The organism is Ignavibacteria bacterium, assembly GCA_016707005.1.
GTDB lineage: Bacteria > Bacteroidota > Ignavibacteria > Kapaibacteriales > Kapaibacteriaceae > UBA10438.
Genome location: JADJIQ010000001.1, coordinates 274,596 through 286,016, shown reverse-complemented (window position 1 = coordinate 286,016; position 11,421 = coordinate 274,596). Strand labels below are relative to the sequence as shown.

The window sequence follows — 11,421 nt, the reverse complement described above, 5'->3', positions numbered from 1 at the left end:
AGAGTTTCGAGTTACCAGTTACGAGTTTCAAGTGACGTAATAGCTCGCAATTTACAAAGCATGTACATCCGTAATCCCGTAACTGCGTAACTCTGTAACTACGTAACTCAGCATCTGACTACCCATATCTCCTCAACCACTCTAACATTCCCTGTTGTTGCCAGACGTATGCTTGGTCCTGATCCGGGAAGCGACGTGTGAGGAGTCCGTATGGATGTACAGCGCGCACGGACCAATACCATTGTAGTAGGGCGATCCGTTGTGCGTCATTGGCAAGAGCGCAGCAGACAGGGAGGATGACGTTCACAACGATCTCTCGACGGAGGGAAGCCCCCTCTGTGAAGATGCGTTCTCGCTCCGCGATGTCAAATGCTGTGAGGATCTGATCCGGTTCACAGTCAGAGATGTGGACGGCGAGAAGTCCAAGGGGCGATGTGGTGATGGCTGTACGGATGCCATAGACGAGGTCTTCGGGCATTGGGTGACGACGTTTGGAGGACAGTCTGTCGAACCACTGCGACGTCATCACACGCAAGGCATCCACGGGACCTACACGTCCTATGGCGGACCGTGCGAATGCAGTTGCACGGTTGAGACGTAGCACGGCTGAACGTTGTATCTCATCAACGTTGCTCGAATCATGTTCTTTACGCTCACCAAGCGCGTGGAGTGCCCTGCCCATTTCATCATGCGGGAGGATCAGCGTCCACTTGCACGCATCGGCCGGACGGTCGTCAACCAGGACCACGTGCATCATCACGTCATCGTAGCGCACGTCTTGTGCGTGACCGTGTTCATGCCAGGCGGAGGAGCGGACATGAAACTCCGCAGTTCCTATTCGTACGCAGCCATTGTGTAGTACAGCCGTGTGCGTGAAGTCGGGACCTTCATGCGGATTGACGATGCCCGGCGCAAGGATCTGCACGTGATCGCCATTGGTGCACGTCCATATCCGACCGCTGTCGGACAACAGTTTCTGTGCTGCACGCTGCAGCAGTGTTTCCGGAAGTTGTAGTAATGACATAGGAACACCTCGTGTCCCTATGTGGCGTTATGAACCTATAAACGTGACGTGAGCACGCCGTTCAATCGTTCGGCCTCTGCGCGGATGGAGGCCATACACCCCTCCGTTTGATCCAGATAGAGAAGTCCTCGCGATACATTGAACACGGCCGGACCTCCGCCATTGGCAGCAACGGTCTGTTGTTCGTCGCCGCCCTGACTCCCAAGTCCCGGGATAAGGAACGGTACTGTGGGGAACTTCGACCGAAGGTCCGCAAGCTCAGCAGCATTCGTTGCTCCAATCACAAAGCCTACATCGGCCGATCGCGGCCAATCGAGCGTTGTGCGTATCACCCGCTCATACAGCGGCATTCCTTCAACGTTGAGTCTCTGAAAGTCCTGCGAGCCGGGGTTCGACGTCAAGGCAAGAACGTAGACCATACGTCCGGCCGCCTCGAGGAATGGTCCAACAGAATCACGACCCATGTACGGCGACACGGTGATCGCGTCGGCATTGAGGTCTTCAAACACCGCCCGCGCATACGCCGCCGAGGTGTTTCCGATATCACCGCGTTTTGCGTCAGCGATCACATAGGCCTTTCCGCAATGTTCACGGATGGCATACATCGCGTCCAGCCCCACACGTCCATATTGCTCATAGAACGCAAGGTTGAGCTTGTAGCACGATGCTACATGGCGTGTGGCATCGATCACATCACATCCAAACGCCGTAAGTCCGTCAGGACGATCTTGGTAGGGGGCGGGCAGTTTCGCGAGGTCGAGATCAAGCCCGACGCAGAGTCCGGTTACAGGGATCATGGGCGCAAAGATAGCCCCCTCAACGACCTACGTCCATTTCTACCCCTCTTTTTCCGTGCCGATGTAACATTTCCACGGGCTCATCGTCCTTACTCATGTCCCTCAATACATCGTGTGGCCGCTCCCCCAATCCGGTCCCCCAACCCCGATCAGGCCACACGAACACCACAGATGCCCGAGCTAAGCAGTTCCCTCCCCGATGCTAGCCGGGCATCTTTATTTCAGGTAGGAAAAACGGTAACTTCAAGATCCTGCGTTCACCACTCCACTACTGTTAGCGTATGACCTCTCTTCGTTGGTTCTCGGGCATTCTTATGAGTGCTTTCTTCGTTGCCGCATGCAGCTCAAGTCCTAGCTCACAGCAAACGGCTCAGGGTGGTGAAAAGCCCCCTTCCGACAAAGACAAGAAGATCAAGCCGTACGATAAGGTGATCACAAAGGAAGCGGTGTCGGATTCCGGACTCTTTATCGTGCACCGGGTCGACGATAAGTTCTTCTATGAGATTCCAAAATCACAGCTTGGCAAGGAGATGCTCTTGGTCTCCCGCATCTCAAAGACGCCACAGGTTGGATATGGTGGTGAAGAGAACAACACCGAGGTGATCCGCTGGGAGCGCAAGTACGACAAGATCATGCTGCGTACAGTATCGTATGTGAACGTTGCGAGTGATTCTGCGCCGATCTCGCGTGCTGTGAAGGCTGCCAACTTTGAAGAAGTGATCAAGGCTTTCCAGATCCAAGCGTATAACAAGGACTCTAGCACCATTGTGATCGACGTAACGGACATGTTCGTTGGTGACGTGTCCATCCTCACACCAAATCGTGGAGTACGTCAACAGTACAAGATGGGACCGGTCGATAAGGACCGCTCCTACGTTGAATACGCCAAGAGCTTCCCATCGAACATCGAAGTGGAGAACGTCCTTACGTTCTCTGCCGAGTCCCCTGCACAGAACAGTGCCTCGCGCACGATGACCTTCGGGATGCACCACTCAATGGTGCTTCTTCCGGAAAAGCCGATGCTACCACGCTTGGCAGATCCACGGATCGGATTCTTCTCGTTGGATCAAACAGACTATTCACGTCCGGAGCCTGAAGCGGTCAGTCGGGAGTACATCCTTCGTTGGCGTTTAGAGCCAAAGGATACAGCGGCCTTCCTCCGTGGCGAGCTCACCGAACCGATCAAGCCGATCACATATTACATCGACCCTGCAACGCCGATGCAGTGGCGAAAGTGGCTTAAGAGGGGAATTGAATCGTGGAATCCGGCATTTGAAGCTGCCGGATATAAGAATGCCGTTCGTTGCATCGAGCCACCTACGCCGGAAGAAGATCCCGATTGGTCGCCTGAGGACGCACGCTACAGCGTTATCCGCTACTATCCGTCGCCGATCGAGAATGCGTATGGACCGAACATCCACGATCCTCGTACCGGTGAGATCCTGGAGTCCGACATCGGATGGTTCCACAACATCATGAAGCTTCAGACCGGTTGGTTCTTTGCTCAAGCCGTCAGCGATCCAAAGTCTCACCGACTCCCCTATTCTGATTCGCTCATGGGAGAACTCATCTCCTTTGTTGCGGCGCACGAGTTTGGTCACACCATCGGCATGCCTCATAACATGAAGGCATCGAGCTCGTATCCGGTTGACTCCTTGCGTTCGAAAACCTTCTGCGCAAAGTATGGCACCGCCCCCTCCATCATGGACTATGCGCGATACAATTACATCGCTCAGCCGGGTGATGATGTAGATGTAATGCCCAAGGTTGGGCCGTACGATTACTTCTCTGTGATGTGGGGATATCGTCCGATCGTTGGTGCCAAGACGTCAGACGATGAGCTCGACACTCTCGGGAAATGGGCAAGGCAAACCGAGACCAACAAGATGTTGCGGTTTGGTCGACAACAATGGGTAACCGTGGATCCATCGTCACAGATGGAGGATCTTGGTGATGATGCTGTGAAAGCCACCACCTATGGTATTGCCAACCTCAAGCGCATCATGGGGTATCTCTATGACGCAACCTATGATCAGGGTAAGGACTTCAACCAGCTCTCAGATGCCTATGATGATGTGGTTGGCCAATGGAGCAGAGAAGTTGGTCATGTAGCAAACATTCCCGGTGGTGTTGAGACCGAACGCAAGGTCTTTGGCTCACCTGGTCCGGTGTATACTCCGGTCTCAAAGGCCCGTCAGCAAGAAGCCGTTGCCTTCCTTGGAGAGAATGTCTTCACTACTCCACTATGGCTGATCGATGAACGGATCGCGCAACTTCTCACACCAACAGAGGTTGCCCAGCGACTCAGTAATCAACAGACTCGCGTGTTGCGCACGTTGATCTCTTCCGACAAACTCCTGCGTCTTCTCGATCAACAGGTACGCTTCGGTGCAGAGGCCTATAGCGTAGAACAGCTCTTCGACGATGTTGAGAAACTCGTTCTCACCGAGATCACATCCAAGAAGCCAGTGGACTTCTATCGTCGCAACCTCCAGCGTGCCTACGTACAGTCGCTCATAGAGAAGGCTGCCAAGCCAGCCGACGGCAACGACCCCTTCGCAGCATTCTTCCGCGGACCGAACACCTACAATACAGACGTACGTGCGATCTCCCGTGCACGTCTGAAAGCCATTCAGAAGAAACTGCAAGGGGCTAAGGGGTCCGACCCAATGACCACTGCACATTTCGAAGATCTCGACCTTCAGATCCGTCAAGCACTCGACCCAAAGAGCTAACGTGAAGCCCCATACCAGAGTTGTTTGGCTTGCCTACGCAAGCATCGTCCTCGCCATCATCTGGGGTGTTGGTATCATCCCGGCGATCTATGCCATCCGTACGGCAAAGGCACATCCCGTCGGCGCAGGTGCAGAGCCCCATATACAACGAGACCTGCGTGGCGGGAAACTTCTCGCGCAGGCAGGTCTCGTGTTGAATTGTATCGTCTTAGCAGTGGTCGTGTGGAGTCTGGTTACGACCCAGTTGTGACCGATGGACCCTGATACTTGGCATCACCGAACGCCAACATCGGCCATCCGATAACACTCACAAACGCGATCAAGAGTCCCCACACCGCATCCTTTCCGAAGGACTTTGCAAGGTCAATGCTGACCAGGATCAGGATCGCAACGTTCACAAACGGAATGAGTAGAAGGAGAATCCACCAGGTTGGTCGCCCAACGATCTCCAAGATCAACAGGTAGTTGTAGATAGGAACGAATCCTGTCCACAAAGGCTTGCCGGCCTTTTCAAGTACCTTCCCTATGCAGAACCCAAAGAACGCATACATGACGACGAAGAAAAAGAAGTACGCTCCAAAAAAGAGCGCAAGAAATCCCTCTTCCCCGCCAACAGCATCAAACTCATTCATCATGAACCCCACGCAAAAGTGAAGAACCCCGATGCGATCCGTACCCCTTGCACGGATCATTCGATGTAATTTACATGCTTATGGATGCAATTCGACCCTGGATCGGTTTGGCTCTGCGCGTCTTCATCGGCGGCTACTTCGTGTATGCTGCCGTCCCGAAGATCATGGAGCCCCTTGCCTTTGCTACTTCGATAGGTCACTATGGCCTTATGCCGAACTGGCTTGTGAACGCCTATGCCCTTGTGATCCCCTGGCTGGAGCTTCTGGCAGGGGGCGCCTTGGTTGCCGGTTATCGGGTGCGGACCAGCGCCGCGCTCTCCGGGATCATGCTCGTGATGTTCACCGTGGCCGTAGCCTGGGCTGTTTCATGGGGATTGAAGATCGACTGTGGGTGTTTCGGTGCTGAAGGGGGCGAAGAAGTGAGCTGGCTGAAGGTGCTCAAGAACACGGCCATGATCGGCATGTGCGCCTACCTCGTATGGCGTCCGGTAACAGCTGTGTCGCTCGAGAACGGACTCTTGGGTACAAAGCAATGAGTCTAACGCTTGCTGACCGACTAGGGCTTGGACCGATCGTTACCGACGGATCAATGGCCATCGAACTTGCCCGACGCGGGTTCACGGAACGCCCGTGCGACAGGTATAATCTGACGTCTCCGGTTGTGATCGAACGGATCTACCACGACTTCCTTGATGTTGGGTCCACCCTGCTTCAGAGCAACACGCAGAACGCAAACCGCTACGCACTCGAATCATCGATGTTATCAGCGCGCGTCCACGAGATCAACCGCAAGGGCGTTTGGCTTGCACGGGCCGCCGCCGGGTCACGCGCCGTGGTTGCCGGAGTGGTAGGTCCGAGCGGACGATTCCTTCGTCCACTTGGTCCGCTCGAGCCCGACGATCTCCGCGCCTGCTTCACGGAACAGATCTCGGCCCTTCTGGCCGCCACGGCTGATCTCATCATGCTCAAGTCGTTCATCGACCTTGACGAACTCGAGATCGCCATCGATGCCGTGAGAGCGCTAAGTAAATCCATCCCGCTCATTGCACTCAAATCATTTCCGGAAGATGGGTCGGTCCTCAGCGGATCTTATCCATCCGACGTAGCGCATCGCCTCACCCGTCACGGCGTGCAGGCTATCGGTTCCAACGGAACCGTTGGACCGCAACGCATGCTTGGCATCGTTCAGTCGCTCCGCGTGAGCGAGGTTCCGCTCGTGGCCATGCCCGACGTGGGCATTCCCACCATTGTTGACGGCATACCGCTCTACAACGCCGAGCCATCCTACGTTGCTGCAGCATCGCGCAGGCTTGTCGAAGCAGGCGCAGCGATCATCGGAGCAGATGGCGGTGCTGATGTAGAACACATTCGTGCGATCGCCGAAGCCGTCTCCGGTGCAGTGGTAGGCAACACACCTGTTGTTGTGAAGAAGGTGAAACACGACGATACGGCAAACCACCTGCCCCCTGTCAAGACATCATTCCACGAGGCATTCGGCAAACGTCTGGTGACCACCGTGGAATTGGACGTTCCGCGCGGCCTGGATATGTCCAGTGTGATCGAGGGAGCGCGCTATCTCAAGCAACATGGTCTCGACGCGGTGAACATCAGCGATGGTGCACGCGCTCGACTGCGCATGAGTCCGATCGCCATCTCAAAGCTCGTACACGATGCAACAGGGATGGAGTGCATCTCGCATCTGGCGTGCCGGGACCGCAACATGGTGGCGCTTCAGAGTGAGCTTCTCGGAGCTCATGAACTTGGCGTGCGGAACATCCTAGCCGTTACCGGAGACCCAACACACATCGGTGATTTTCCGTCGGCTACCAGTGTCTATGACGTAGACTCCATCGGACTTGTCCGCGCCTTGGGCAGGATGAATACCGGTCGGGATCTCATGGGCAATCCTCTTGGCACACCTACCGGGTTCTGCATCTCGTGCGCCGTGAACCCTGCCGCCGAAGACATGGAACGCGAGATAGACCGTTTAGCGATGAAGGCCGAGCAAGGGGCTCATGTGGCATTCTCACAGCCCGTGTTCGATGAAGAGTTGCTTGATCGGTTCCTTGATCGCATTAAGGGGATCGACATCAACTTCATGCTCGGTGTTATTCCGCTACGCACGATCCGTCACGCAGAATTCCTGCACTATGAAGTGCCGGGTATGACCATTCCGCAATGGGTGCGCAACAGAATGGCTGAGGCCGGTGATAACACCGATATCGCAACGGGCATCGGTATTGAGATAGCCGTGAACTTCCTCTCGCGAGTGGTTGACGTGATCGATGGCATCTACCTTATGCCCCCTTTCAAGAAATATGACATTGCAGTTCGCATTCTCTCCGACGTACAATCATCACAGGTGAACCGTGCAACAACCTGACTATTCGTCCAATCCTTTCGGCGCTCCATCTACACCTCCCATCGAATACATCCGTATCGGTTTTGGGAAACGACTCGTAGCATTCCTGATCGACGGCTTGATCAGTCTAACCGTGATGCTTGGTATTGGGCTGCTGCTCATGGCCATGGAGGTACAAGTTGGCGGTCCGATCCAAGAGCAGATCAACGAGGTCCTGTCGATCTACGACATGATCGGCATCGACTCCAGCATTCAAGATCTCGTTCAATCGATGATGGGCGGATTGATCCTGGCAAGTCTTGTCGTAAGCGTATGCTACCCACTCATCGAAGGCATCACCGGCGCCTCTCCCGGCAAGCGCATTCTTCGGATCGTGGTTGCTCACCAAGATGGCCGAGCAGGCAACATTGCTCTCTTCCTCAAGCGGTATGGCATCAAGAATCTCAGCGCCCTGCTTCAAGTGGTCGCTCTACTGCCGGCCCTCGGTTTCTTTGAAGGCATCGGTTCCTTTGCAAGCGTTGTGATCTTCTTCGGATGTTTCGCTGCGCTCTCTACGGCCCGACTCGCACTTCATGACCTCATCGCACAAACAGCTGTTTTTGACACTCAGGATGTGCACTGATCATGGCCTACTATTCCGAATATCTGGCGCTTGATACGTTGCTGGATTCACAGCATCCTGAAAGCGATAAACACGGACATCCCGCCCACGACGAGATGTTGTTTATCATCACCCATCAAACCTTTGAGCTGTGGTTCAAACAGGTCTTGGTGGAGGTTGGATCGGTGATCTCGCTGCTTGATCGTGAATATGTTCCGGAATCCGATGTTGCCCTGTGTCTTGCTCGCGTTCAGCGTGTGAACCGCATCATGGAACACCTCGTCAATCAGTTCACGTTGATCGAGACGATGTCTCCGGGCGACTTCATGGACTTCCGCGCCTACCTCAATCCGGCAAGTGGCTTCCAATCAATGCAATGGCGCGTGCTTGAACGCACACTCGGTGTACCAGAGCAAAAGCGCGTGTTGAAGCACTACACCGAGGCCCTCTCAGAAGCACACCGTCAACAACTCGATGCAGCCACCAAGGGCACAACCTTGTTTGGAGCCATCGAACGTTGGCTGGAACAGATCCCCTTCATGGAGAGTGGCAAATACGCTTTCTGGGATGCTTACAAGACCGCCGTACTGTCGATGTTGGAGAACGATCGCTCAGAGGTTCGATCACTCAGCGCTACAGAAGGCACCGATCCTACAGATGCTCTTGCACAGATCGATGCCAATGAACGGGGCTTCTTGGCCCTGTTCGAGTCGGACAGTTATGCCGAACTCGTTGCCAACGGAACACGCAGAATGTCACAAAGAGCCACGCTGGCGACACTCTTCATATCATCGTACCGTGATAAGCCCCTTCTTCACACTCCGTATCGATTCCTCGACGCCATCATCGAGTTGGACAAGCTGGTCTCACTCTGGCGGTTCCGCCACACCTTGATGGTAAGCAGAATGATCGGGATGCGTGTTGGTACAGGGGGCTCCAGCGGTCACGACTACCTAATGCAGACGGCTATCCGCCAACGTGTGTTCGATGACCTCACATCTCTTTCGTCCTTCCTCGTCCCGAGTGATGTAACGCCGGAGTTGCCTGCAGAGATCGCCACTCGACTGCAATTCGTTAACGAAGCTCGAGGATGAACCATGCGCGCTCTCGGCACGGTTGTCCGAGGCGCACATGACATTCTCAGCGCACTCGGTCACGTCTGGTTTCCGCCCCACTGCCTGTTGAGCGGACGGTATCTCGGTACAGAGCCGCAACTCATACGCGGCATCGCAGACTCAGAACTCCTGCATCACCCTCCTGCCCCGTCGAGCACGGAGTTGGCGGTATTGCTGCTTCGACATTTCGCCCCGGATGACCTGGCACTCTCGGCCGTTCACGCACTCTGGGCAGTGGGTACCGGCACAACGATCGACAATGCCATCTATGCCGTAAAGTATAAGGGGCGAACCAGACTCGCCCGCGATCTTGGTGCTTGGCTGGCACGTCACCCGGAACTGGAGAATCTCCCGCCGGATGCACACATCCTCGGCGTGCCCATTCACGCCGGACGCCGACGAGAGCGCGGGTACAATCAGGCGGAGCTCATTGCTCAGGGATGGTCGGTTGCATCATCTCGCCCCCTACTCCCTCCCGATGCCGTTATCAGACAACGATACACGCCAACACAGACGTCCCAAAACGAGCACCAACGACTTCGGAACATGGAAGGGGCTTTTGTGGTCCCCAAGCCCGAATTGGTTCGCGGACGCCACATCGTATTGGTGGATGACGTGCTCACCACGGGGGCTACGCTTAACACCTGCGCCATGGCCCTCCTGGAGGCAGGAGCCGTCCGGGTGGAGGCCGCAACGCTCTGTGCAGCCGTGTGACGTGTTGAGCGGTATTTTGCGACAATGAGATCGATCCTTCTTCTGTTGTCGATGATGTTCGTGATGAGCGCCGTGGATGCGCAAACGTTTCGGTACGAGGTCTACGACACGGACCTTATTCCTCCGCACGTCTACAAGGAACGCAGAGAACGCGTGCTAACATCGATGTCGGCGCAGAACATCGCCATCGTTTTCTCTGCAGATGTGCGTAACCGACAGAACGATGTTGATTACGAATACCGACAGGGTTCCGACATGCTCTACCTCACCGGAGTCACGGTACCGGGTGCAACGTTATTGCTCGTTCCACGAGGTGTTCAGATCGGACAACGCACATTCCGCGAAGTGCTCTTCATCAAGGAGCGCAATCCGTCGAGAGAAGTGTGGCAAGGCGTAACGATGGGACCGGCAGAGGTCATGGAACATCTCCGTCTCGATACGGCACTGCCGGTGTCTGCCATGTCAGCCATGTTGGATTCCCTTCTTGGTGGAACAGACACCGTCCACGTTGCAACACTTCCTACAAAGGCACTGAACATTCCTCTCGTTGGTCGAAACGTCTACACCGATGTTGACATCAAGAAGTGGATGAAGGAGCGCAACAGCTCCATCGTTCTCAAGACCCCGATGTCCGTTCTCGCACGTATGCGTGAGGTGAAAGACACAGCGGAACTCCGCCTGATGCAGCGCGCCATCGACATCTCGATTGAAGGTCACTACTCTCTGATGCGTGGCGCACGTCCGGGCATGAAGGAGTATGAACTCGAAGCCCTCATGGAGTATGCATTCAAGCGACAAGGGGCTGAGGATGTTGGCTATCCGTCGATCGTTGGTTCAAGCTACAACGCCTGCATTCTGCACTACACCACCAACCGCAGAACAACACAGAGCAATGATCTTGTCCTTGCAGATTGTGGTGCGGAGTATCATGGCTACACAGCCGATATCACGCGAACCATCCCACTCAATGGCACGTTCTCTCGTGAGCAACGTCTGATCTACAATATGGTTCTCGAAGCGCAAGACTCCGGAATCGCTGCATCTCGTATGGGTGAAGCGTTCCGTGCACCACATGCCGCTGCGAAGGCTGTGATCGCACGGAGAATGATGGAACTAGGGATCATCGACAGTCTTGAACAGGTTGGTCGATATTTCAACCATGGCACATCCCACTACCTCGGACTTGACGTACATGATCCGGGAACAAGCGGTCCGCTCAAGGAGAACTCTGTTATCACCGTTGAACCCGGCGTCTACATTCCGGAAGGTTCACCGTGCGACCGAAAGTGGTGGAACATTGGCGTGAGGATCGAAGACGACATTCTCATTACAAAGAACGGTCCGGTGAACATGTCGGAGAAACTCGTCCGCACTGCTGACGAGATCGAAGCGGTGGTTGGGAAAGCCCCTTAACACAACCTTTACGAACTGTACCTGTATT

11 protein-coding genes are annotated in these 11,421 nt (G+C 54.9%); 8 read left to right on the top strand and 3 right to left on the bottom strand.

Features of this window, described 5'->3' with window-relative positions; translation table 11 throughout:
* Positions 1 to 118: 118 nt before the first annotated feature.
* On the bottom strand, positions 119 to 1,024 hold the full coding sequence (locus IPI29_01285) for a DUF2851 family protein (protein MBK7411174.1): 906 nt from the start codon (positions 1,022 to 1,024) through the stop codon (positions 119 to 121).
* Between the two features lie 35 nt (positions 1,025 to 1,059).
* On the bottom strand, positions 1,060 to 1,821 hold the full coding sequence (gene pyrF, locus IPI29_01280) for an orotidine-5'-phosphate decarboxylase (GenBank protein ID MBK7411173.1): 762 nt from the start codon (positions 1,819 to 1,821) through the stop codon (positions 1,060 to 1,062).
* A 314-nt stretch (positions 1,822 to 2,135) separates the two neighbouring features.
* Between pyrF and IPI29_01275 the strand changes: the two genes are divergently transcribed.
* On the top strand, positions 2,136 to 4,556 hold the full coding sequence (locus IPI29_01275; GenBank protein MBK7411172.1) for a zinc-dependent metalloprotease: 2,421 nt from the start codon (positions 2,136 to 2,138) through the stop codon (positions 4,554 to 4,556).
* Between the two features lies 1 nt (position 4,557).
* Positions 4,558 to 4,806, top strand: coding sequence for a hypothetical protein (locus tag IPI29_01270; protein MBK7411171.1), 249 nt, complete (start codon positions 4,558 to 4,560; stop codon positions 4,804 to 4,806).
* On the opposite strand, the gene IPI29_01265 is transcribed toward IPI29_01270, so the two are convergent.
* A complete protein-coding gene (locus IPI29_01265) occupies positions 4,790 to 5,248 on the bottom strand; it encodes a signal peptidase I (GenBank protein MBK7411170.1) in 459 nt (152 codons plus the stop codon). The two genes, IPI29_01270 and IPI29_01265, sit on opposite strands and share 17 nt — an antisense overlap.
* Positions 5,249 to 5,262: 14 nt before the next feature.
* Here IPI29_01265 and IPI29_01260 point away from each other — a divergent pair, with 14 nt between their 5' ends.
* Genes IPI29_01260 through IPI29_01235 form a run of 6 tightly spaced genes read left to right on the top strand, consistent with a single transcriptional unit; the run spans position 5,263 to position 11,393 of the window.
* Positions 5,263 to 5,724 (top strand): DoxX family membrane protein, encoded by a 462-nt coding sequence (locus tag IPI29_01260; GenBank protein MBK7411169.1) that lies wholly within the window; start codon positions 5,263 to 5,265, stop codon positions 5,722 to 5,724.
* Complete coding sequence (locus IPI29_01255; protein MBK7411168.1) at positions 5,721 to 7,571, top strand: bifunctional homocysteine S-methyltransferase/methylenetetrahydrofolate reductase; 1,851 nt, start codon at positions 5,721 to 5,723, stop codon at positions 7,569 to 7,571. The genes IPI29_01260 and IPI29_01255 overlap by 4 nt, the downstream gene beginning before the upstream one ends.
* Positions 7,558 to 8,172 (top strand): RDD family protein, encoded by a 615-nt coding sequence (locus tag IPI29_01250; protein MBK7411167.1) that lies wholly within the window; start codon positions 7,558 to 7,560, stop codon positions 8,170 to 8,172. Before IPI29_01255 ends, IPI29_01250 begins: the two co-directional genes overlap by 14 nt.
* A 2-nt stretch (positions 8,173 to 8,174) precedes the next feature.
* Positions 8,175 to 9,245: a tryptophan 2,3-dioxygenase gene (locus IPI29_01245; GenBank protein MBK7411166.1), complete on the top strand. Its 1,071-nt coding sequence runs from the start codon at positions 8,175 to 8,177 to the stop codon at positions 9,243 to 9,245.
* 3 nt (positions 9,246 to 9,248) lie between these two features.
* The gene (locus IPI29_01240; GenBank protein ID MBK7411165.1) at positions 9,249 to 9,980 is read left to right on the top strand and encodes a ComF family protein; all 732 of its coding nucleotides are present in this window, start codon (positions 9,249 to 9,251) and stop codon (positions 9,978 to 9,980) included.
* A 24-nt stretch (positions 9,981 to 10,004) separates the two neighbouring features.
* Entirely contained in the window at positions 10,005 to 11,393 is a 1,389-nt protein-coding gene (locus IPI29_01235; GenBank protein ID MBK7411164.1) for an aminopeptidase P N-terminal domain-containing protein, read from the top strand.
* Positions 11,394 to 11,421: the final 28 nt, after the last annotated feature.

Coding starts and splice junctions, on each gene's coding strand:
- IPI29_01285 (MBK7411174.1), bottom strand. CDS start 1,024: ATGTCATTACTACAACTTCCGGAAACACTGCTGCAGCGTGCAGCACAG.
- pyrF (MBK7411173.1), bottom strand. CDS start 1,821: ATGATCCCTGTAACCGGACTCTGCGTCGGGCTTGATCTCGACCTCGCG.
- IPI29_01275 (MBK7411172.1), top strand. CDS start 2,136: ATGAGTGCTTTCTTCGTTGCCGCATGCAGCTCAAGTCCTAGCTCACAG.
- IPI29_01265 (MBK7411170.1), bottom strand. CDS start 5,248: ATGATCCGTGCAAGGGGTACGGATCGCATCGGGGTTCTTCACTTTTGC.
- IPI29_01260 (MBK7411169.1), top strand. CDS start 5,263: ATGCTTATGGATGCAATTCGACCCTGGATCGGTTTGGCTCTGCGCGTC.
- IPI29_01255 (MBK7411168.1), top strand. CDS start 5,721: ATGAGTCTAACGCTTGCTGACCGACTAGGGCTTGGACCGATCGTTACC.
- IPI29_01245 (MBK7411166.1), top strand. CDS start 8,175: ATGGCCTACTATTCCGAATATCTGGCGCTTGATACGTTGCTGGATTCA.
- IPI29_01240 (MBK7411165.1), top strand. CDS start 9,249: ATGCGCGCTCTCGGCACGGTTGTCCGAGGCGCACATGACATTCTCAGC.
- IPI29_01235 (MBK7411164.1), top strand. CDS start 10,005: ATGAGATCGATCCTTCTTCTGTTGTCGATGATGTTCGTGATGAGCGCC.